General features: G+C 55.0%; 18 protein-coding genes. 10 read left to right on the forward strand and 8 right to left on the reverse strand.

Annotated features, from left to right (window positions below; all coding sequences use genetic code 11):
• Nucleotides 1-120 precede the first annotated feature (120 nt).
• From D580_RS0112205 to D580_RS0112220, 4 genes are all read left to right on the forward strand, one after another.
• Nucleotides 121-1,074, forward strand: a complete 954-nt coding sequence (locus D580_RS0112205; protein WP_018954663.1) for an aldo/keto reductase — start codon at nt 121-123, stop codon at nt 1,072-1,074.
• Nucleotides 1,075-1,377: 303 nt separating this feature from the next.
• Nucleotides 1,378-2,565 carry an ATP-grasp domain-containing protein gene (locus D580_RS0112210; RefSeq protein WP_018954664.1) on the forward strand — a complete coding sequence of 396 codons (1,188 nt, stop codon included), beginning with the start codon at nt 1,378-1,380 and terminating at the stop codon, nt 2,563-2,565.
• Nucleotides 2,566-3,224: 659 nt separating this feature from the next.
• Nucleotides 3,225-3,524: a nucleotidyltransferase domain-containing protein gene (locus D580_RS0112215; RefSeq protein WP_018954665.1), complete on the forward strand. Its 300-nt coding sequence runs from the start codon at nt 3,225-3,227 to the stop codon at nt 3,522-3,524.
• Nucleotides 3,521-4,006, forward strand: coding sequence for a hypothetical protein (locus D580_RS0112220; RefSeq protein ID WP_018954666.1), 486 nt, complete (start codon nt 3,521-3,523; stop codon nt 4,004-4,006). The genes D580_RS0112215 and D580_RS0112220 overlap by 4 nt, the downstream gene beginning before the upstream one ends.
• 350 nt (nt 4,007-4,356) lie before the next feature.
• Here D580_RS0112220 and D580_RS15875 read toward each other — a convergent pair whose 3' ends face one another.
• The 3 genes from D580_RS15875 to D580_RS0112230 form a co-directional block, all read right to left on the reverse strand.
• Nucleotides 4,357-5,202: a polysaccharide deacetylase family protein gene (locus D580_RS15875; RefSeq protein ID WP_196799743.1), complete on the reverse strand. Its 846-nt coding sequence runs from the start codon at nt 5,200-5,202 to the stop codon at nt 4,357-4,359.
• Nucleotides 5,202-5,729, reverse strand: a complete 528-nt coding sequence (locus tag D580_RS17085) for a hypothetical protein (protein ID WP_081617282.1) — start codon at nt 5,727-5,729, stop codon at nt 5,202-5,204. The genes D580_RS15875 and D580_RS17085 overlap by 1 nt, the downstream gene beginning before the upstream one ends.
• A 78-nt stretch (nt 5,730-5,807) precedes the next feature.
• Nucleotides 5,808-6,923, reverse strand: coding sequence for a glycosyltransferase family 4 protein (locus D580_RS0112230; RefSeq protein WP_081617283.1), 1,116 nt, complete (start codon nt 6,921-6,923; stop codon nt 5,808-5,810).
• A 676-nt stretch (nt 6,924-7,599) separates the two neighbouring features.
• On the opposite strand from D580_RS0112230, the gene D580_RS0112235 reads away from it, so the two are divergent.
• The 4 genes from D580_RS0112235 to D580_RS16590 all read left to right on the forward strand — a co-directional run bounded on the left by D580_RS0112235 (nt 7,600) and on the right by D580_RS16590 (nt 12,961).
• The gene (locus D580_RS0112235) at nt 7,600-8,589 is read left to right on the forward strand and encodes a hypothetical protein (protein ID WP_018954669.1); all 990 of its coding nucleotides are present in this window, start codon (nt 7,600-7,602) and stop codon (nt 8,587-8,589) included.
• A 29-nt stretch (nt 8,590-8,618) separates the two neighbouring features.
• A complete protein-coding gene (locus D580_RS0112240; protein ID WP_018954670.1) occupies nt 8,619-10,040 on the forward strand; it encodes an MBOAT family O-acyltransferase in 1,422 nt (473 codons plus the stop codon).
• A 307-nt stretch (nt 10,041-10,347) separates the two neighbouring features.
• Nucleotides 10,348-11,196: a polysaccharide deacetylase family protein gene (locus D580_RS0112245; protein WP_018954671.1), complete on the forward strand. Its 849-nt coding sequence runs from the start codon at nt 10,348-10,350 to the stop codon at nt 11,194-11,196.
• 250 nt (nt 11,197-11,446) lie between these two features.
• Nucleotides 11,447-12,961: a putative Ig domain-containing protein gene (locus tag D580_RS16590; RefSeq protein ID WP_155999842.1), complete on the forward strand. Its 1,515-nt coding sequence runs from the start codon at nt 11,447-11,449 to the stop codon at nt 12,959-12,961.
• A 94-nt stretch (nt 12,962-13,055) separates the two neighbouring features.
• Here D580_RS16590 and D580_RS16320 read toward each other — a convergent pair whose 3' ends face one another.
• From D580_RS16320 to D580_RS0112270, 5 genes are all read right to left on the reverse strand, one after another.
• Nucleotides 13,056-14,435: a glycosyltransferase gene (locus D580_RS16320; RefSeq protein ID WP_196799744.1), complete on the reverse strand. Its 1,380-nt coding sequence runs from the start codon at nt 14,433-14,435 to the stop codon at nt 13,056-13,058.
• 110 nt (nt 14,436-14,545) lie between these two features.
• Nucleotides 14,546-16,507, reverse strand: coding sequence for an asparagine synthase (glutamine-hydrolyzing) (gene asnB, locus D580_RS0112255; protein WP_026289953.1), 1,962 nt, complete (start codon nt 16,505-16,507; stop codon nt 14,546-14,548).
• Nucleotides 16,495-17,772 (reverse strand): glycosyltransferase family 4 protein, encoded by a 1,278-nt coding sequence (locus D580_RS15535; RefSeq protein ID WP_018954674.1) that lies wholly within the window; start codon nt 17,770-17,772, stop codon nt 16,495-16,497. Before D580_RS15535 ends, asnB begins: the two co-directional genes overlap by 13 nt.
• Nucleotides 17,773-18,030: 258 nt before the next feature.
• A complete protein-coding gene (locus tag D580_RS0112265; protein WP_018954675.1) occupies nt 18,031-19,194 on the reverse strand; it encodes a DegT/DnrJ/EryC1/StrS family aminotransferase in 1,164 nt (387 codons plus the stop codon).
• Nucleotides 19,191-20,339 (reverse strand): glycosyltransferase family 2 protein, encoded by a 1,149-nt coding sequence (locus D580_RS0112270; RefSeq protein ID WP_231363547.1) that lies wholly within the window; start codon nt 20,337-20,339, stop codon nt 19,191-19,193. The genes D580_RS0112265 and D580_RS0112270 overlap by 4 nt, the downstream gene beginning before the upstream one ends.
• Nucleotides 20,340-20,570: 231 nt before the next feature.
• Between D580_RS0112270 and D580_RS0112275 the strand changes: the two genes are divergently transcribed.
• On the forward strand, nt 20,571-21,701 hold the full coding sequence (locus D580_RS0112275; protein ID WP_196799745.1) for a glycosyltransferase: 1,131 nt from the start codon (nt 20,571-20,573) through the stop codon (nt 21,699-21,701).
• 210 nt (nt 21,702-21,911) lie between these two features.
• Nucleotides 21,912-22,046: DUF4372 domain-containing protein (locus D580_RS16325; RefSeq protein WP_155999743.1), on the forward strand; the 135-nt coding region annotated here is incomplete at its 3' end.

Consider the following 22,046-nt stretch of genomic DNA (forward strand, 5'->3'; position numbering starts at 1 on the left):
TTCAAAATGCCTTCCCCGCGGCTCCGTGTCCCCGTGAGAGAATAGGGTTTCGACCTTCCCCGCCCCTCCGCGAGTCAACAGGCCTTTGAATTCCAAACCGCCTGCCGCACACTCCACCCCATGAAACAGCGGCGATTCGGCAACACCGACCTCCACCTCTCTGAAATCGGCTTCGGCGCCTGGGCCATCGGCGGGCAGAGCTTCGGCCCGGTTGACCGCAAGCAGGCCCTCGACACCCTCGCTCGGGCCGAGGAACTGGGCTGCAACTTCATCGATACCGCCGCCGTCTACGGCGACTCCGAGGCCATCATCGGCGAGTTCCTCAAAACCCGCCGCGACCGCTGGATCCTCGCCTCCAAATACTCCGGCCAGAAGCCCGGCCTGCGCCAGACCCTGGAGGCGCAACTCCAGGCGCTTGGTACCGACACCATCGACTTCTACCAGATCCACTGGATGCCCGGCGCCTCGGAGCGCCACCTCATCGATGAACTTCAGGCCGCCAAACAGGCAGGCAAGATCCGCTACACCGGCGTCTCCCTCTATTCCGCCGGCGACCTGGAGCGGGCCCTGGCCACCCCGGAACTGGACGGCATCCAGCTCAAGATCAGCCTGCTCTCCCCCAGCCCCTTCCACGAATACCGTGAGCGCATCCGCCAGTCCGGCAAGGGCGTGCTGGCCCGATCATCGCTCGAAGACGGCTTCCTCACCGGCAAATACAGCGCCGACACCCGTTTCACCACCCCGGGCGACAAACGCGCCGAACTCACCCCCGAGCAGATCCGCAACCTCGCCGCCAAGGCCGAGGCCTTCAAACACCTTTGCCCCGATGATCTGCCCCTGCTGATGCTCGCCACCCGCTACGTGCTGTCCTTCCCCGAAGTCACCAGCCTGCTGCTCAGCAGCAAGACCCCGGCCCAGGCCGACACCAACTTCGGCCAGATACCCGCCGGGGACCTACCGCCCGACACCCTCCAGCGGATCGCCCGACTGCAAACCGAACTGCGCCTGTTCGACAACCCCGACCCGCTGCGCAAACTCGTCCACGTCCTGCGCCGCTGGCTGAAGCCCGGCTGACAAAACCTGCGCTCTCGCGGAGGCGCTGAGTCGCGGGGAAACCAAACCCCATGACTCTCGCAAAGCCGCGAACAACAACAAAGGCCCATCCTCACACGGAGCCACAGAGGCACGGGGAAGGCTTTTTGATCAGAACGCTCTTCTCCGCGCCCCTGCGCCTCTGCGAGAGAACCGGTTTTCGGTTTTGCGGCGGGCACGGCCCGCCCTATACCCCCGTGGCCCCGTGCCTCCGTGAGAGGATAAGGTTTTGAACTCCCCCCGCATTCCCGCACAATACCCCCGCGCCCAAACCACCAGCCCACCATGACCACCCGCGTACTCGTCCTCGACGCCAACCAACGCAGCGCGCTGGCCATCACCCGGTCCCTGGGCAAAGACCCCAACATCACGGTCCTGACCGCCGACGACACCGACACCGCCCTGGCCGGCGCCTCCCGCTTCTCCAGCCAGTACCTGAAATGCCCCTCCCCGGAACACGAACCCGGCGCCTTCATCGACTGGCTCACCGCCACCCTCAAGATCCACGGCATCAAACAGCTCTTCCCCGCCACCGAGATCAGCAGCTACCTCTGCCTCATGCACCGGGAGCAACTCCTCCCCTGCCAGCTCCCCTTCCCCGCCCTGGACACCGTCCTGTCCCTCGCGGACAAGGGACGCCTGGTTGCCCTGGCCCGGGAACTGGGTGTGTCCCACCCCGAGTCCCGGCTGGTGATCGGTGCCGAACAGTTCGACCCCAACGCCATCGACCGCTACCCGGTCATCCTCAAGCCCTGCCTGTCCCGCCGCTGGATCGGCAACGGATGGCTCTCCACCTCCGTGCACCTGGCCCGATCCAGGGAAGAGGCCCGGCGCCTGATCGAGACCCTGCCCTACCTGCGCCATCACCCCTTCATGGTCCAGGCATTCATCCCCGGCAGCGGCGCCGGCGTCTTCGCCCTCTACAACCAGGGCAAGGCCGTCACCTTCTTCGCCCACAAGCGCCTGCGGGAAAAACCGCCCACCGGCGGCGTCAGCGTCCTGTCGGAAAGCGCGCCCCTGGACCCGCGGCTGTTGGACATGTCCCGCCGCCTGCTGGACCACGCCCAGTGGCACGGCGTCGCCATGGTGGAATTCCGGGTCACCCCCGAAGGTGAGCCCTACCTGATGGAAGTGAACCCCCGCTTCTGGGGCTCCCTGCAACTGGCCATCGACTGCGGCCTGGACTTTCCCCACCTGTTGTTCGAGATGGGCCAAGGGAAAACCCCCACCCCGCCGGCCAACTACCCCATCGGCCAACGCCTGCGCTGGCTGATGGGCGACCTGGACAGCCTCTACCTCACCCTGCGCAACAGCCGGGACTTCAGCAAAACCCAGCGCCTGCGCCGAGCCCTCGCCTTCCTCAACCCCGGCCTCGGCACCACCCGCTACGAAGTCAACCGCCTCGGCGACCTGGGCCCGGCCCGTTACGAACTGGTCCAATATCTCAGGGATCTGCTGCGGCTGAATCGCTGAAAACCAAAAAATTGTCCTCTCACGGAGCCACAGAGCCACGGAAAAAAGGCGTTACGTTTAAAAGGCCCTCCCCGTGGCTCCGTGCCCCCGTGAGAGAACAAGCCTTTGGCTTTTTTCAGCTCCGTAGGCCCGATAAAGCGCAAGCGGTATCGGGCAGCTTTGCCGGACACCGCTACGCTTTGTCCGGCCTACGACTGAGAACCCAAAAATAGTCCTCTCACGGAGCCACAGAGGCACGGAGAAAATCCGTTACGTTCAAAAAGCCCTCCCCGTGGTTCCGTGCCCCCGTGAGAGAACAAGCCTTTGGCTTTTTTTCAGCTCCGTAGGCCCGATAGAGCGCAAGCGGTATCGGGCAGCTTATGCCGGACACCGCTACGCTTTGTCCGGCCTACGACTGAAAACCAGAACCATCCTCTCACGGAGCCACAGAGCCACAGAGCCACGGGGAAGGCTTTTTCATCAAAATGCTTTTCTCCGCGCCCCCGCGCCTCTGCGAGAGAACAGCCTTTGCTTTTTGATTCAAAAGCTTCCTTCACGTCTTAGCGGCTTCGCGAGAGAACCGATTTTGGTTTTGCCTTCCCCATGCCCGTGGCAGAAACGGGGTTTCTAACGACCGCGATTAGCAGTATCGTGACCAGAAACGACCCTGGAGCCCCCACATGCGGCTGACCCCGGAGCAGCAAGACATCATCCGCGAAGAAATCCACGCCATCTTCGGCCCGGAGGCGCGTGTACACCTGTTTGGCTCGAGAACAGACGACACCGCCCGGGGCGGCGACATCGACCTCTACATCGAGGCCCCTGGGACGGAAGCAGAGCTGCTCGACCGCGAGCTACGGCTCTACGCGCGCCTGCAGCGCCGCTTGGGCGAACGGCGTATCGATATCGTCACCCACGACCCGAACCGCCCGCTCCGCCCGATTGACCGGCATGCCCGGGAGACAGGAGTCGTGTTGTGAATGCTGATCTCCAACGGCTACAGCGACTGATTGACCTCGTCAACCGGGAAGACGAGCACCTGCTCGGCGTGAGAGCGCGTCTGTTGAATGATGATTGCGTGGTCAACGAGACCCGTCTTGAGCAACTGCTGTCCAACGATTTGGGCATCGACCGCCTGGAGTCCTTCGGCGCCAAGTTCGGACGCATGCAAGACACCATCATGGACAAGCTCATTCCGGCCCTTCTCGAAGCTGCCGGCGAACCGATCCTGGCCGCCATCGACAATCTGGAGAAGATGGAGCGCCTCAGACTCATAGACTCGGCCGATGCCTGGCTTCAGATCAGGCGACTGCGCAACCGCCTGGTGCATGAGTACTTTGAAAAGCCCTCAGAACTCGCCCCCGCCCTACAGCGCGCCTGTGAATTCACCGACCAGATGCACCTGGACTTCCAGTCCATGCGCCGCTACGCCGCCGAGCACCTGGGCGTCCAAGCTCCGTAGGATGGGCAAAGCAACGCGTGCCCATACCGGCAGGGTCTGATGGGTGCGCTGCGCTTCACCCATCCTACGGGCTACGCTGAAACAAAAAACCCCATCCTCTCGCAGAGGCGCGGGGGCGCAGAGAAAGGCAAAATCAAAATCGATTCTCTCGCTAAGACGCGAAGACGCCAAGAAATGCTTTGGAATTCTTGGGATTTCCTTTGCGTCTTTGCGAGAGTAATGGGGTTGATGTTCTCCGCGCCCCCGCGCCTCTGCGAGAGAACAGGATTTTCGCTTTTCCGGCGGGCACGGCCCACCCAATCAGCCAATCCCAAGTCTCAGTGACACCGGGCGAGATGAGGTGTCGGGCATCAGGAATGGGACAAGTTCACATCCCGAGCCACATCGAATAACCAGCCATAAGGCGACAGATAGTCAACAGGAGAGACTGGAATGCGCTCCCAGGCATGCACCTGGATTTCGGGGTTCAGCAACCCACCACGACACAAGGTCACCGTCTCGAAGCCCAGTTTCTCTTTGGCAATAGCGGAAATTCGGGGGAGAGAGGGGAAGGCCCGCCCATAGGGAATCGCGAAATGCTTGGGTGGCGCACCTACCCAGTCACGGATATCCTGCGCGGAGCCCTCTATCTCTGCGATCCCTTCTTCCTCCGGCACTGCCCCAAGGTCACAGTGATTCCTGGTGTGGGCACCAATCTCATGACCCTCTTCGTGCAGCGCCTTTACCTGCTGCCGAGTCATCCAGCGGCTCTTGATGCCTGCCGACACGTCCCAAGGGGCCTGTCTGTCTGAGTCGATGAAATGCGTGGTGACAAAAAATGTGGCAGGGAGAGCATTCCGATTCAGCACGGGTGCCGCTAACTCCGCGTTGTCCGCGTAGCCGTCATCAAATGTAATGGCGACGCTTCCATCCAACTCGCGACCTTCGCGTACCCGCTCAGCCAGCTCTGTCAATGTGCAGACCCGCATATGCTGGGCGAAGAAACGACAATAAATCTCAAAATCGTCAACACCACAACGAAGTGCGCCGGTGCTCGGCGCCTGGGTGATGGAGTGAAATGCGACAATGATGCCCCGCCCCCGGAAGCGGCGATGATGCATCCCGCTCAGAACGAGCACCCGGCCCAGCAGATCCTTGACGGATTTGGCTGCAAAAGCGCGCCCGCGACGAAGCCATTGCGATGAACCACTTGGCATCACCCCACCCCCCATTTCTGGTGTAAACCATGAACCACCCGATCAATCAGATCGAATACCTCGCGGAATACGGCCTCATCACGCCCGTAAGGATCTCTGACCACAGAAAAAGGGTTTCCGCAGAAATGGCTCATAAGGACAGCTTGACAACCCTCGTCTCGAACACGAGGACGCACCGCTAGAAAATGGTGCAACTGGGCGGGCAGGACGAGATCCCCTGGGCGCAGCTCCAGGTCAGACCACGCCGTGGTTCGATGGGAAGTCAGATCCAAGCCTCTGGCCTGAGCCTCAACAATGGTTTGTGGGTACGCGGGTAGGCCCGGCGTTGTATCCACACCAGCGGAAACCGCCTCGAAGCCAAGGGACCGAGCCACCGCTTCAGCATAGGCACTTCGGCAAATGTTTCCAGTGCACACGAAGACCAGCCTCTCTGGCCTGACCTCAGGCGCCCGCCCACCGAATGCATTGATCCCAGCACGATTGACGAACCACTCCACTGCCGTATTGGCGTTTGAACGCAATCCCATTAACCCATCCCTTTTTCACAAGTACTCTTGGCATCGCCACCAGGAGAACGCACCAAAACACACCCGGCAAAATCGTTTCTATCGAGAAGCAGTCGATTTCCCCACCGCCTTGAGATAAAGCCGCTCATAGCGATCCGCCATAACATCCAGAGAGAAACCACTGATCGCACGCTCGGAGGCAGCCTTGGCAACATCTTCGCGCAAGGCAGGATTACCCATCATGCGCAACATCGCTGCGGCTAACTCATCTGCGTTGCCAGGCTCGCACAACAGACCATGCTTTTCGTGCTCGATCAGTTCCGGCACCCCCCCGCAGCGCGTGGCGACAATAGGTAACGCGTGAGCCATCGCCTCAATTAACGACAGGGGCATTCCCTCGGTGAGCGAGCTGGAAACGACACAGTCAACGCTCTCGAAGAAACCCTGGATATCGGCTACATGCCCCAGAAACTCGACACATCCCTGCAATCCCAGTTCCTCACGCTGCTTCAGCAACCGCTCATAGAGCCCCGCCTTGTCCGGTTCGCCAGCTATCCGAATCCTGATCGACTGTTCACCAGCACAAATCTGTGCGGCAGCATCCAGGAGGACCGAATACCCCTTGGGCTCTCTGATGTTGCCGAGAGCGCCGAACGTAAATGGCTGCTCAGATCGGAATGTATTTCTCTCCTTCAGCGCAGATTCCGCAGAAATAGGGATGCCATTCGGTATCATCCTCGCCTTGGCCCGAATGACAGGAAAATCATGCAGCACCTGCCTCTCCAGCGCCTCGGAAACAAAAACCACATCGGAGGCAAACGCTCTCAATATCAGGCACTTGGCTAATTGCGTCCGCTTGCTCCCTTTCAGGTCCGCATGTCCATGGATTGTGGATACCAGCGGTACACGCGTCAGGGCGGACACCGCCGCCGAATAAACCGACGCGTCGAACATGTGAGCATGGATAACGTCGATTCCCTTATCAATGACAATACGACGGAGCCGCCGAACCGTCTCCGTCCGGGTCCCATTCCGTCCGCCTGTATAAAGCAACCATGGCAAGCCCCGCTGTTCCGCGGCCTTAGACACCCAACCGTCTGCAGGAACGGCCACCAGGCACTCATGTCCGCGCAGGCGCATCGCCCGCCCCAGATTGAGCATCGCAGTTTCGGCCCCACCAGGGCCGGACGTTTCGGAAACAAGAAGGACACGCATGCATCGATGGTACGGCTAGCGTATGACCTTTGCTAGCCTGCATATCTCGCCGGGGTGACACCCGCTGGAACAATCTGCCAGGCTGCGCATTGCGCCCACTGAAGATAATTTTTCATTTAGTTTCTGAGAGTTGCGCGACGACCGATATACGTCTCGCAAGAGGCCGCAGCCAGGACTAAGGAGAACTGAAACCAATCCCGAGCGATGGGGCCAGCCAATCAGGCTGGCAAACAGAGCCTCCAGAACAATCCAGAACTCGTTGCCTGGCCCACTCACCCCCTCCGGGCGAGCGCTTGTATTCACCCTACCAACAGCGCAGAATCCTACAAAAAATCGCCGGGTCTACGACAGTCATCCGGCGAGGGAAAATAACCTTAAGGAACTGTTTTTATTATAAAATTTCCCCAGATCGCCCCCGCGATCGGAGGCCCGAGCACCACATGTACCAGGAGCACTGCGCCCCGTAGCAATTAGTAACCACCGGACCCGGTCATTCGCATCCTGGGCACACAGGCACTCCCGAGGGATGAGTGTGGTGTCACCTCAACCGAGATTGCACAGCCGTTGAAACTTGCGTAACTGGGGGGGGGGAGCTCACTTCCTCCTGCCGAGAAGAACTGAGAAAGCCCCCAACAACACTCGGCAAACGAGTACGCAACAAGATCATGACTTCGCCATGGAAACGCTAAAGGCAACAATCAACACAACCTACGCGGCAGTCATATCTGCAACGACCGCTCTGGCTCGTTTTCTCAGAACACAAAACCCCGGATACATCCTCGCTGCCGTACTTCTTATCCTGCTCACCGCCGAATTGGGGCTGCGGACCATCGAAAGCAGCCTGTCCGGAAACGTCCGTCACATTACTGAGTTCAAGACTCAATTCGCAGACCTCCGGTCCACCACACCTGAACCCGAAACGAAAACCCTCGTCGCCGTCGGGAACTCACTAGTCAACAATGCCCTGAACGCGCCCATGCTTGCGGAGCTCACCCGGGCACACGTGCCCGCAGACGTTCAGGTGATCAAAGCGACGCCCGATGCCACTTTTGGATGGGACTGGTGGTGTTTGATAAGAAATCAAATCACCAATCATCATAAACATGTGGGTGAACATCTCCTTCTGGGGTTCGCCTGGGATCACCTGACAGACCAGCGACCGCCTAACGCCTCCCGGATGGGTGCCTTCTTCTGCGAGCCGGCAGATTTCGCCCCGTTGATCCAATTGGGCATGACGGACCATTCCAAGCTCGCTGAGTTCTGGGTGGGCCGCTTCTCCCGACTCTACGCCCATAGAGAAACGATCCGCAGTCGCCTTCTTGACGCGTTCGTCCCAGAATATCGCGAGTACACACGCGCCCTTAACGCGGCCGGCCAGGAAACCACCCCGCAACGTCACCACCCCGACTACACATACAATCTTCTCAGTTCTAAGCTGAGCCTCCTGGCCGCCTCCCAGATCAATGTCACGATCATTGCCATGCCCACCGTCACACCCTATGAGGTGGATGCCAATCTCATCAAAACGATAATAGATAACGGTGCACAATTCATTGACCTCAGACGCCTGCCCGTGAACGAGGCAGATCACTACCTCGACCCGATCCACCTCAATGACCAAGGCGCTGAGATCTTTACGAAATATCTTGCCGAAGCGCTTCATTAAGACAGCCCCAAAACCGTAGACGAACCTAGATGCTTTTCAACAGCTTTGTTTTTTGGGGTTTCTTTGCCGCCGTCCTGCTCTTGTACAGATGGCTGCCGCACCGCTCCCAGAACCACATGCTGCTGGTCGCCAGCTACATCTTCTATGGCTACTGGGACTACCGGTTCCTATCGCTCATTCTGCTATCCACCGCCGTTGACTACGTTGCTGCCAAGGCAGTCGCATCATCACAACACCAAGGAGAGCGACGGACCTGGCTCGTTGTATCGATAGCGACAAATCTCGGCATTCTCGGTTTCTTCAAGTACTGGGGGTTCTTCACAGCCGAGGCCGATGCGCTTCTGCAAGCCATGGGTTTTAACTCCGCTCTACCGGTCCTGAATATCATCCTGCCGATCGGCATTTCGTTCTACACGTTCCAGTCCATGAGCTACACCATCGATGTGTACCGTGGACAAACCAAACCTGCGGGCAGATTCCTGGATTTCGCACTTTACGTCTCGTTCTTTCCCCAGCTGGTCGCGGGCCCCATCGAACGTTCCTCTCGATTGCTCCCGCAGATCCTCCAGCCGCGCACGGTCGATCGACAGGCTTTTCACGAAGGTCTCTACCTCATCATTTCCGGACTCTTCCGGAAAGTTGTCGTTGCCGACAACATGGCACCGATCGTGAACAGCATCTTTTCCAGACCTACCTCCGAGCTAACCGCCGCAGAGGTCATGATCGGTGTCTACGCGTTTGCATTCCAAATATACGGAGACTTCTCGGGGTATTCGAATATTGCCAAAGGGATCGCGAGGTGGCTTGGCTTTGATTTGATGTGGAATTTCCGAAATCCATACTTCGCCATTTCCCCCTCGGATTTCTGGCGCAGATGGCACATCAGTCTCTCGACCTGGCTAAGAGACTATCTGTACATTGCGCTCGGCGGTAACCGCGGCGGACGGCTGATGACGTTCCGAAACCTGATGCTGACAATGACACTTGGAGGTCTCTGGCATGGCGCGGCATGGAATTTTGTCGTTTGGGGCGTTTATCACGGGCTCCTTCTGATCGGCTATCGCATTGCAGGGCTCGACGGAGGTGATTCAACCTCAACAAACAAGATGAGCCAGTTCAAGCGCGTGCTCTTGATCGTACTCATGTTCCACCTAATCTGCTTCAGCTGGTTACTCTTCCGGGCGGACTCAATGGAACAGATCACAGGCATGCTTGCCACGGCGGGAGGCGGACTTGGCTGGACGCCTTTCGTGACCTATTCCGCCACCATGCTGCTGTTGTTCGCGGGCCCACTACTGGTATTGGACTATGTGACAGAGCGCAAGAACGATCTCTATTACCCAATTCGCACCTCGGGCACCACACAGATTGGCATGTTCGCTTACATGATGCTGACGCTTATCATTTTCCCTCCGCCCGCGACCCAAGAGTTCATCTATTTCCAATTCTGAGCCGACCATGCTAATGACTGAACCGCGCACCTGCGGAACAAACATTGGCGATTGATATGGCTATACTCATGGCAGATTACGCGCAATAGAAGTACTACCTGAAACTCAGGCTTAAAACGAGAGCAATAGACCATCCAAGAGTGACGACGCATCCATGCTTAGGAAGGCCCTCAAGAAGATCGCCATTGAATCCGTATCGCGACTCGGCCCACAAGCCTGGCCCTCTCGGAAGCCCCGTCTATGGGTACTCATGTATCACAGAGTGCTTCCAATCGGAGACCCACGCCGTTCGTCTGAAGAACCCGGCATGGTGGTCTCCCCGGAAACCTTCCGGAAGCATATTCAATGGATAGGATCCGAATACGAGTTGATGGGTCTGGGTGAATGGATCGAGCGCGCAATAAACAAACAGACACTACCGGACAAGGCATGTTGCATCACCTTTGATGATGGGTGGCAGGACAATTATGAATTTGCCTTCCCGATACTTAAGGAAACCGAAACACCGGCCACGATCTTTGCTGTCTCCCACATGATTGGCACCCAAGAACTGTTCTGGCCCAACAGATTGGCGCGGATTCTTGTTCATGAAGAGTTGAAGAATCTGCGCAACGATGATCGATCCTGGTTAATGGGTATCATCACATTTCAACTTGGGGTGCGCCCCACTCTCGACCAAGTTTCCGGGACCATAGCCAACGCCAAGGAATATGACGATAACCGCATACAGGATCACCTGAACTCCATCGAAGATACCCTCAATATCTCCCACGCAGGGAATCAAGCCCTGGCTGACTGGGGTCAGCTTCGAGAGATGTCCAATAGCGGGCTGGTCGAAGTAGGAAGCCACACGCGCTACCACACACGCATTCTGCCAAGTCTCTCAGAAGAAGCGGTGAGCGCCGAAATCCTCGGGAGCAAGCACCTCTTACAGGAACAACTCAACCGACCCATCCGGCTGTTTTGCTACCCCAACGGCGATGTGACGGACTTCGCAAAACGGCAGGTTGAAGCACACTACGAGGGCGCAGTGACGACCCAGATTGGTATCAATCGGAGCGATGCTGACGTCTATGCGATCAAACGAATGGCCGTTCACGATGACATATCCGGCCGTCGGTCTGACCTTTTTGCGCGCCTGTCTGGCTGGCTATGAACGACAGCAAAGCCCGTGAGGCTCTTCACACTATGGCCCTGAATGAATGGGCGATACTTCAGCCAGAATTACCATACGCAAACAAGATGATTCATTGGCCTTGGCGTTCCCAGGACATCACCACCCATGTGCCTACTTGATTGAAGTCGTGGGATCTAAATGGGTATTCATGCAGATCAGGCACGCCAGTATTGATATTGCCACTTGAACATTGATCGTACCGACGAATACGTGATTGAGGTATACATCCATGAAAAGCATTAGCCTAATTAAACGGATCCAGTATGCTGCATTGCTGGTACCGTTTTTAATTTTACTTATATCAAGCGTTGACGCAAAAGCGGCTAACTACCCGCTCGAGATCATTCAACCCCAACCCAATCTCAATACTCTCAACCGCTTCTATAAAGCATATCCCGGCCTTGAATACAACGTGCGAATGGCTGTCACCGGGGGGAATTATCCTTACCGTTTTGAGTTGATTACCGCGCCACAAGGAATGACAATTAATAATCGAGGTGTGATTAGATGGGAGAACCCAAGCACCTCTGGCACTCCGTATGCCGTTACCGCACAAGTCACCGACGTGGATGGTTCTATTCAGACTGTGTCATGGAGTATTACTGTAACGACAAACGGCTTTTTGTTTGTTGATGCAGTGAATGGCCGATCAAGAGAGCAAGGCGGAACGGGAACCATAGACAACCCATGGAAGACGATGCGTGATGTATATGGCGGAGATGATTACAATTCAAAGTGGGCGAATTTTAATCCAGGTGCGTTTGTTTACTGGCGCGAAGGAAAATATCACCTTGATGCCTACCTTGAAGACTGCCATGTCGATAATTGCAGAGTGCCTTGGTCGGGCAGAAAGCCTCTCGTATGGCTTGCCTATCCGGGTGAAAAGCCTGAGATAAATTTCAATATGAACGGCCGCAGCGGCCATATAAGTTTCTACGACAACGTCAGAAACTTATACTTAGATGGATTTGATTTTAACCTCAACAGCAATAATCGCGGCCAAGGTATCAATATATCTAACAATGGCAATGTCACAGTTAGAAATAGCACATTCAGAGGATTAACTAACTGCACACATCCGGGCACGAACCCATCCCAGCTATTTCTTACTGGCGGCAGCGGCCAATATACTTCAATTCAAGACAACTATGCATACGAATCCTGTGGCTATTGGTTATTAGGTTACGTCTCCCCAAAAACCCTCGTTGAAAACAATACAATATTGTCGGACATACCGCTGCCCATTGGCCCAAAGCATGGCATACAAAATTGGACCATAAGAGGGAACCGCATCGATGGCCAAACAACAAGAGGGGCAATATGGATACAAGATTTCAGTACCTCGGGAGATATCGAGATAAACTTCAATCTGATCCAGATGCGCAATCCAGATGGCGTTGCAATCAAATTGCTATCATCAGATCCCAGCGGGCCAATAAATGTTTACAGGAATACTTTTATCGGCCACGTAACTGTCGACAATTTGACAAGCACTAAAGGTCCGTTTAGATTTAATAATAATGTTATTATTAATAACTCCTCAAATCCGGACAAGATATCTCGCACGCGGACGGTAGTTGAGTCTCGTCTGATTGTGAGCGACAACCTAACGGGATCATCTCAGCAAAATATCGTTGATAACGACGGCAACCTCACTGCGACATACAGCCAATACATTGGCTCGCATGGTCACCAAATTGGGTCCACTATTGCCCCCCCTAAACAGCTTCGACTAACACAATAGCAGTCGGATAATCTCCGTAGAATAGAATAGGCCCGCACTTGTAAGTGCGGGCCTAGTTTATATCCGCAGTAAATATAAGCATATCTCTCACTCATTAATAGGGAGATGACTCTCGCAAGCGCATCAGAAGATTTTCTATGTCACCCGACCCTTGCCTTGAGAACGCCTTGAGAACAGGCGCGCGCAAATCCAATAAATAACTGTACTTTTCATCTAGATAAGCCAACTCCGGCTTATTCACTTTGGGAACAATGTTGCGCTTATTAACAATACTTTCTGCTTTGTCAAATCGCTGCACGTGCGCATTAAGCGTAGCCGCACTAATCCTGGGATCGATATTCTCATCGACCCAAGACCGTGGTTTAAAGGAGCCGTAATGATCTGAGAACCACAAGAGTTCTCGCTCCAACTCATTGTCTGCCACAAGTTTACCTGTAGCATCATTTATATGTCTTTGATTCCCACATGCGCATTCCTTAATCAGCAATGCTGGGACATCGGCCCATAAGCCCTCTGCCAGCCCTTTGTTCGCACCCTCTCTGAGAGAAACAAGGACATTCACTTTGGACTGATTGACTAGCTTGTTAAGCTCAGACTGTTGCATCCCTTCGAAGAAGTCAACGTTGGCTTTACTTTTCGCCCATTTCACGACTTCTAGGATTTCCGAACGAGCTGTCCCATGTCCAGCACAGACAAGGCATGCACGGAAGTGTTTGTTCTTTTTAGACGCCCTCACTACAGCGCGCAGATACCGATCAACCCTTTTCATCGGGTCAAAATTCGCAACATAAATGCAATCATATTTTTTTTCAGACATTTCGATACGCTTAAAGGTATTAGGATCAACCCAGTCGGCTGGCCCAAGCGTAATTGGCACGAGATTGCTCTCCAGCCCTGATATGAAGTCGAAGTCGTCCTGATATGGCGTCAATAGGATTACCTTCTCATCACCAAGCCTGGACCATACAAGTATCTCTGGAAGACTGTACCCAACCCAGCTTGGCTCCAGGACAATCCGAAAATATTTTGCCAAGAGGTGAACATCTAAAAGCTGATAAAGTGCCCCACAGGTCTCGGAGAACTTGATTATAATCACGCCTTTTTCGACGAGCTCATTTCCCTCAAACAGGGGCAACCTGAGGATTAGCGTACGACCCTCATAATCCTGAGCTCCTCGCCCATTTGTTGGGATTAGAAGACTTTCAAGTTGAACGCTACCTCTTCCTTTTAGATACGCTTCTAAGTAATTACGTATCCTATAATCGGCTTTTTTTGTTTTCGAGATGCGCCTCGATTTCAATAACAATTCAACTGACTTTGTTTTTCGACCCAAGGCCCATAATATGGATGAAATCAGGAGAACCATCCTGGATAGCGGAGACTTAAATTTTGTATGCAATAAGCTGACAAACATTTGCTTAGCAGTAAACCGTAATACTGTAACAACTGAATACCCCCCCTCACTCCCACTCATTACCATCTCCGAATTCGTCGCAATATTTACAATTACTTATTACCAAATGCATATATTACGAAATAGGCTCTAGCTACAGCCGGACGTATAGCCAAGCACTCATTGTCGAACTAAGACCATTGCAAGCGCCACTGTAAGAATGCCAAGACAGACCATATTTTGAGGCCACTACCAGGCATGCCTTTTTTAAAATTATCATGTTCTTTGCGGATCAACTCATAGTCCAATAACTCATCATCTTTTTCAACACGTGTATTGATCATGTCGGAAGACCACTCATATAAACTGGTCTTCAGCCACTTATCCACCGGGACCGTGAAGCCCATCTTTGGGCGTTCAAACAATGACGCTGGTACATACTCAGATAGAATATCTCTTAGGATAGACTTAGATTTTCCACCAGCCCACATCATCGAAACAGAAATTCTATGTGACTTTTCAATGAGCTCTCTCTCGACCAAAGGTAGCCGTGTTTCCAAAGAATACCGCATGGAGGCCCTATCAACCTTTACAAGGTTATCTCCAGGTAGATAGTGAGACTGATCCAATAACATTGCGGTTTTTTCGAAATCGCCCTCAACATAGCATGCCATCTCTAGTTTGTAGTTCAGTGGAAAGCTTTTCAATGGCACTTCATCGAACCATGTCGACAACAGAAAGTCATACAACTCAGATCCGTTATTCATTCTTAGTGCACGGCTAAATTTTCTTATCTTTCCTTCAACATCCTGGATCGGTTTTCGCCCAAACTTATAAAGCAGTTTTTCAAACTCTGTCGACCGGTTCTCCAGAATATTGCAAAGTTTGACCCCCAAGTTTCTTATAAATCTGGGATTAATCTTGTTATATTTTTCAACCTTTGCGCCCCATAGGTAACGGTTGTACCCCCCAAAGAACTCATCACCACCATCTCCGGACAAACAGACTTTCACCTCTCTTCTTGCATGCTTGGACAAAAGCAGCATCGGTATCTGGGATGGATTCGCGAATGGCTCATCATAGATTGACGGCAATGTTTCAACCTGACCTAGAAGGTCCTGGTCTGTCAGGGTCAGCTCGTGATGTTCTGTACCCAGGTGCTTGGCGATTTCCGCCGCGAATCTGGCTTCATTGTATGAGGGATCATCAAAACCAATCGTAAAGCTCTTTACCGGACCTTCCTTAACATCTCTCAGTATGGCAGCCACCAAGCTTGAATCGATGCCCCCCGACAGGAAGACACCGACATCGACATCTGCGATAGATTGATCTGAAATCTTCTTCCTTAAGGTATGGTGCACATCGGCTAGCGCTTCGGCTCTGCTGGTATAAGGATCAGCAATGGCTTTTCTTCTGACCTCAAAGAGATCCCAGTACCTTGTTGTTCCACTGGAAATCAGATCAGCCAGCGATTGGCTTGTCCCTCCTGAATGGCGTTTGAGCGAAATGGTAAGTACCGACCCCGGAGCGAGTTTTCTCGCCTTGGCGTAGATTGATCTCGGGTCTGGCACATAGCCATATCTGAAATATTGTGCCAGGGCGATTTGATCAATCTCGCCAAGCCCACCAAACATCGACTTTAGCGCCTTGAGCTCAGAAGCGAATGCCAGAACACCTTGGTCGAGATAGACGTAGAGCGGTTTTTCACCAACCCTGTCACGGACCAGGAAAAGTTTCTCTTCCGCACGATCCACCAACGCAAAAGCAAACATCCCTGTAATCCGATCCAAGGCACAACTCAGTCCGAATCGATCGATGTATTCGAGGAGAACTTCCGTATCAGAATGCCCTCTCAAGGCGATACCCGCAGACTCTAGTTCCCTGGCCAACTCCTTGAAGTTGTATATCTCGCCATTAAATGTGATGACGAAACGTCCTGATCTGGACTCCATGGGCTGATGACCCAGTGGCGACAGATCCTGGATCGCGAGCCTGGCATGAAATAGGAAGACTTCCCGGTTTTCAGACACCCAGGTTCCGCTTGAGTCCGGACCTCTGTGCTTCAAGACCTGGGGCAAGGATTCCGTGCGAATGCTTTCGGGAGATCGACCAGCCCTCCCCTGTGGGCAGTAGTATCCGGCTATCCCACACATTGCTGATCCCCACTCTGGGCTTCTGGCATCAAGGCATCAAATTCCATATAAAGTCTTTTTCCGATTGATGCGAAGCTGTACCTGGTCTCCACCAACCGCCTGGCTGCTGCGGAAATACTGTGCCGCATATCTGCACCATCAACGAGCAGCTTTATGCCATTCATAAATTCATCGGGTGTTGAGGCCAGCACTACATCTCTCCCGTCCTCCACCGCAATACCTTCACATGCAATAGGATGCGCAACCATGGGGATACCCGATGAGAACGCGTCCAGAACCTTGAGCTTGGTCCCTCCACCATCTCGGATCGGACACACGTAGATACCCGCCTGGGACATGTAAGGCCTGATGTCGTCGACGAATCCAAGCACCCTTATCCGGCTGTCCTCCCGGGCGTAGTTGCGAATCTCCTCTGGTGGCGCAGCGCCGATGATATCGAGGGTGAGATCCGGCAACTCCCGTGTCAGCAGCGGCCAGACATCGGACACAAAGAAGCGCATGGCATCAACATTGGGGTACCAGTTCATGGTACCGATAAAAATCAATTTTTTCGGGTCACGCGTTGACTCACTGGGTACGAAGTAGTCGATATCGACTCCATTCTCGATGGTCTCCACACGCCCGACATCTCCGAGTTCCCTGAGCCGATCTGAATCAAGATCTGAGCAGGTGATGTTCAAATCAAACTTTGGACAAATCGCTCTTTCATATCTGCCCAGCCTGATACCTTCCTGAAGGAAGTAGAATTTTTTGAGAATGTTGCTCTGGAGCTTCGCTCTGCGGAGCAGCATATGGGACTCGACGTTGTGATGGCCAAGACTGATGCGCGCATCGGGGCACAATCTTTTGACCTCTGGCAGGTAGTAGGCCAGGCCGATCGTGTCGAAATGCACGACATCGTAATGCTCCTGCTCAAGCAAGCTGATCAGACTGGCCTTAAACTCCGGACTGATGAGCCAGTTGATGTTGTATGGGTAGCGGCTGACAAGGCTTTTGAGCGCAATCAGCATGTTTCCATGTGACACCTCGGACAAAGGCACGTCCACAACCCCTCGAACGCACACAAATTCATTCAGGGCATCGATGGCAACAGCCTTAGGGTTTGGCTCATGGGGGAGTAGTGGATCGAGCAACCTGGGTTGATTGAAAGCCAACAGGTCGACCTCAGCATATTTGCTGAGTTCCTTGATCAGATAGTACCCGCGTTGCAATACGCCACCTTTGGGTGGATAGGGCAGGAAGTGAGAAATCCAGAGTACTTTCATAATCTAAAACCAATCTCCCTCACCCCGACCCTCTCCCTCAAAGGCGAGGGGGTCAAAGGTGCTTTTTGGCGCATTGCATCATGTTGGCGTATCCACCTACTCCCGTAGGAGCCTGGACCTGCCCGAGATATTCCTAAAGCTTCGCCCGGAGGTCCGGGCTCCTACGCATACTGACTTCCTCAGTTACGCTCATTTCCTCACCGCAGTCCCTATATCGGACATCCTGCCCTCCACCCTTCGGGCCAGCCTGCCGACTGTTCATATCCGCTCCCGGCGGTTTTGTCCCAGTGGGAGAGGGAGTAGACATGCAAGCATTCTTGTATCTGCCTCTGTCACCTGGCAATGGACCGGCATCGTTATCAAGCGGGCGGCAAAGGACCTGGCGTTTGGAACCGCATCATATTTATACAGGTGTGGTTTCACGCCCGTGACATCTGGCAATGCATTGACGTACATCGCCGTGGCGCCCAGCCCCTGCTCAGTAGCCTCCTTCAATATCCGGTTCCTTTCGCTCTGGTCGCGGCATAACACTGGATAGCGTAACAATCTACCTGACCTTGCCGGCAGGACGCAGGGCAAATCAACGGAGTCTACCGAAGATTCGGTAAACGCCTTCGCTAGTGCCGTCTCCTGCAATCTATTCTTGCGAAAATATCGCTCTGCATTGGCCTTCAAAAGCACTAGCCGCGACGCATCCATGCGATGAATACCAGCCACCGGCTTGTAACGCGTCTCTCCCAGTCCAAGCCCCGGGATTCTGGTCAGCCAGGCGTAAAAGATGGGCTTTATCAGCAGGTTGTAAACCATCATCTTTGAAAACAGCATGCCTGGCTTGGAGGTAGGAGGCCGTAATCGGCTTTCAGTTTCCCCCGCCATGGCAGAGTCCTTGAGAAGGAGCGCTCCGCCCCCCAATAGACTGACCGGCTTTCCCCGCCCGAAACTCAGCACCATCGCATCGGCGGGCGAGAGGCTATTCTTCTCCCCCGGCGCCAGCTCCGGATACCACTGGGCACTGTCCTCGATGAGCCAGGCATCATGGTGGTGTGCGAGTTCTGCCAATGCCTCGATTCGCTCCCGAATGCCGAGGAAATTCACTGCCACCACGGCGACCACGTTCCCAGACAGCGCCTGTTCAAGGCATTCAAGGTCGTACCCGGGATCTTCCACCCCTATATCCACCAGCACAGGCCGCGCCCCGGCATAGACGGCTGCCGCCACCAGGTCCGGGCAACCATAGGCCGGGAGCAGCACCTCGGGATACCTGATATCCGGCCGGCGGTCCATGGCCAACTGAATGCCCAGGGCCAGGGCCGCAGTGCCGCTCTGGGTCCAGACGGGATGAAAGCCGGGAAATGTGGGCGGCTCGGCCCTTGGTCCCAGTGAGATCGGCTCCCCGACCGGGGGCAGTACCCGGAGCCTCATCGGGCCGAAGGCTGCCAGGTGGTCATACGCCGCCCGCCCAGGTACTGGAGGGTGGCCTGGGCGATGGCCACATTGACCTGAACGAAGAAATAGATGATGCGCACTGCCGAGACGGCGCGGAGCTTCGGGTTGAGGTGACCTGCCAGAGCAAGTCCGTAGAACAGCAGCTGTCCCCACAGGGCCAAACCATAGAACCAGTGGATGCCCTGAATGAGCAGGGTGACGATCAACAGCCCCAGCAGGAACCAGGGGACCAGCCAACGCATCAGCTTGTGGCTCCAGACCTGGAAGGCAAACAGGCCGAAGCGCACCGGGTTGAGCACTTCCAGGTGTCTTGCCAGGCCGGTCACCCCCCTGAGCACGGTGCGCAGTTTGCGCTGGTACTCCCGCCCAGGATCCTTCAGATCCCGGTAATAGCCCAGCACATCCGGCGCCGTGACGGCCTTCAGGCCCAGGCGAACGCTGTTCAGGGCGGTATTGAAGTCACTCGGGGAGTGGATATCCCAATGCTCGCAGACTTCCCGCCGGGCCGCGAAGAAGGAGCCGGACAAACCCACGAGGCCGGCCAGGCGGGACTCCATCCGCCGCAGCCACATCTCGTAGCGCACGTAGGCGCCCTCCCCCACCAGTCCGCCATCCTGACTGATGAACCGGTCCTCACTGGAAACCGCACCCACGGCAGGATCCGCAAAATAGGCCACCAGCTTCCGGATGGCGTCCGCCGGTTTCCGAGTGGCCACATCGGAAAAGACCAGGATCCCCCCCCGCGCCTCGGCGATGGCGCACTGCTGTGCATGCTCCTTGCCCAGACGCTCCCCCGCCCGCACCAGCCGGACGCCGCGATCCGAATACCCCCGGACGATTTCATCAGTTTCATCCGCGGAGCAGTCGGAAGCGACAATCAGCTCGATGCGGTCAGCCGGGTAATCAATCTCCAGGGTGTTTTCCAGCTTGTCCCGAATGCGCCCCGCCTCGTTATAGGCGGTCACGATCAGGCTCACCATGGGCAGGCGGTCATCATCCAGGGCAGCGGTCTGGACAGTTCCCTGGGGCTTTGCAGCGAGAAGGATTCTCAGTATCAGGGGATAGAAGAAATAGCTGTAGGTGGCCAGCAACAGCAGTGACCAGAAAAGGACTTGCCCCAATCCATTAGACATAGACTTCCTGTGCCTCGGCACGAATTCCTGACAAAATGGGCTCCATTACGGAGACTTAATCAATCCCCTCGCCCCACAGCTGAGGGTAGCCTCAATCCCAACTAGCTACTGACTACTGACTACTGACCACTGACCACTGACCACTGACCACTGACCACTGACCACCCATTCTACCCCCCCATGCCCCCATTGTCGCACCCGCCCAAACCCATCCAGGTCATGCACATCGCCTCCGGCGATCGCTGGGCCGGCGCCGAGGTACAACTCTGGACCCTGCTGCGCCACCTCAACAAGCGCGACGATGTCCGGGCGCGGGCAGTACTCATGAACGAGGGCGAAACGGCCGATCGATTGCGCGAAGCCGGAATCCCCGTGGATGTCCTGGACGAAACTCAACTGAACGCCTTCCAGATCCTGATGGGCCTGCGCAACTTAATGCGCCAGCATCAGCCGGACATCATCCATACCCATCGCCAGAAGGAGAATATCCTCGGCAGCATTGCAAACACCACCACGCTGCGCAGACCGTCCGTCCGCACCACACACGGCGCACCTGAATTCAACCACCCCTGGAGCAAACCCCACAAACGCCTGATCGCCTGGCTGGACTGGGCCTGCGGACGCTATCTGCAGGACCGAGTCATCGCCGTATCCCAGGACCTTGGGAGACAACTCGAAGCAAGCTACCCGACCAGCAAGATTGCCGTGATTGAAAACGGCGTGGACATCGACACAGTCCTCGACCTGGCGCAGGAGACGCCGGATTTCCGCCAGGATCAGCCATCACACAAACACATAGGCATCGTCGGACGGCTGGAAAGTGTTAAAAGAATCGACATCTTCCTGCACATAGCTGAGCACCTGCTGGAACAGGATCTTCCCTGGCCCCTCTCCTTCCACGTTTTTGGCGACGGCAGCCTGCGCAGCGAGCTGGAAAATCTCTCGACACACCTCGGTATTGCCGACTCAGTCCGCTTCCACGGTCATCGAAATGACATTGCCGCGTGTATAGATAAACTCGACGTATTGGTTATATGCTCTGACCACGAAGGCCTGCCCATGACCCTGCTCGAGGCCATGACACTGCGAACACCTGTCGTCGCTCACGACATCGGTGGACTCGCCGAGGCACTGGCGGAAGAGCATGGAGGCCTGCTGAACGCGGATCATACGGCGGATGCCTATGCAGAAGCTGTTCTTAGCCTATTGAAAGACAGCTCCCTCAAACAGAAAATACAGTCAAATGGATTTGAGCGTGTAAAGAGAAGATACTCAGCACCAACAAATGCAGAACGTGTAAAGACCTTGTACCAGAAAACTAAAGCCCCGCTGAACCGATTAGCGACCTAAGGCTACCAAACCAACAACGCAATCAGGACATCTCGTCTAGCAGATCCCGGTTTTTGATGCGCCATGAACACTAGTGTCCGGTTAACTCTGATGCATATTCGCATAACAATATGACTTTTAGTCATATTTTTCTGAAAATTGGTGGTGTCGACTTGAGCGCGAGGTCGTGTTCAAGGGATCGTACAAGGGGTATTCCATCGAGGACCCCCTATGTACACCGGAAAGACCTTGTTCGCGCAGTTGATGGACTTTCTGCCTTGGACGACTTTCGCCCGCATCGTCACACGCTATGGCGGAGATCACCGCGTCAGGACATTTCCTTGTACCGAACACTTTCGCATCCTG

It is taken from the genome of Thioalkalivibrio sulfidiphilus (assembly GCF_000377945.1).
Classification (GTDB): domain Bacteria; phylum Pseudomonadota; class Gammaproteobacteria; order Ectothiorhodospirales; family Ectothiorhodospiraceae; genus Thioalkalivibrio_A; species Thioalkalivibrio_A sulfidiphilus_A.

Bases quoted from the DNA above. Each gene is read 5' to 3' on its own strand.
- D580_RS0112205 (WP_018954663.1), top strand. From the start codon at position 121: ATGAAACAGCGGCGATTCGGCAACACCGACCTCCACCTCTCTGAAATC.
- D580_RS0112210 (WP_018954664.1), top strand. From the start codon at position 1,378: ATGACCACCCGCGTACTCGTCCTCGACGCCAACCAACGCAGCGCGCTG.
- D580_RS0112215 (WP_018954665.1), top strand. From the start codon at position 3,225: ATGCGGCTGACCCCGGAGCAGCAAGACATCATCCGCGAAGAAATCCAC.
- D580_RS15875 (WP_196799743.1), bottom strand. From the start codon at position 5,202: ATGCCAAGTGGTTCATCGCAATGGCTTCGTCGCGGGCGCGCTTTTGCA.
- D580_RS17085 (WP_081617282.1), bottom strand. From the start codon at position 5,729: ATGGGATTGCGTTCAAACGCCAATACGGCAGTGGAGTGGTTCGTCAAT.
- D580_RS0112230 (WP_081617283.1), bottom strand. From the start codon at position 6,923: ATGCGTGTCCTTCTTGTTTCCGAAACGTCCGGCCCTGGTGGGGCCGAA.
- D580_RS0112235 (WP_018954669.1), top strand. From the start codon at position 7,600: ATGGAAACGCTAAAGGCAACAATCAACACAACCTACGCGGCAGTCATA.
- D580_RS0112240 (WP_018954670.1), top strand. From the start codon at position 8,619: ATGCTTTTCAACAGCTTTGTTTTTTGGGGTTTCTTTGCCGCCGTCCTG.
- D580_RS0112245 (WP_018954671.1), top strand. From the start codon at position 10,348: ATGGTGGTCTCCCCGGAAACCTTCCGGAAGCATATTCAATGGATAGGA.
- D580_RS16590 (WP_155999842.1), top strand. From the start codon at position 11,447: ATGAAAAGCATTAGCCTAATTAAACGGATCCAGTATGCTGCATTGCTG.
- D580_RS16320 (WP_196799744.1), bottom strand. From the start codon at position 14,435: ATGAGTGGGAGTGAGGGGGGGTATTCAGTTGTTACAGTATTACGGTTT.
- asnB (WP_026289953.1), bottom strand. From the start codon at position 16,507: ATGTGTGGGATAGCCGGATACTACTGCCCACAGGGGAGGGCTGGTCGA.
- D580_RS15535 (WP_018954674.1), bottom strand. From the start codon at position 17,772: ATGAAAGTACTCTGGATTTCTCACTTCCTGCCCTATCCACCCAAAGGT.
- D580_RS0112265 (WP_018954675.1), bottom strand. From the start codon at position 19,194: ATGAGGCTCCGGGTACTGCCCCCGGTCGGGGAGCCGATCTCACTGGGA.
- D580_RS0112275 (WP_196799745.1), top strand. From the start codon at position 20,571: ATGCACATCGCCTCCGGCGATCGCTGGGCCGGCGCCGAGGTACAACTC.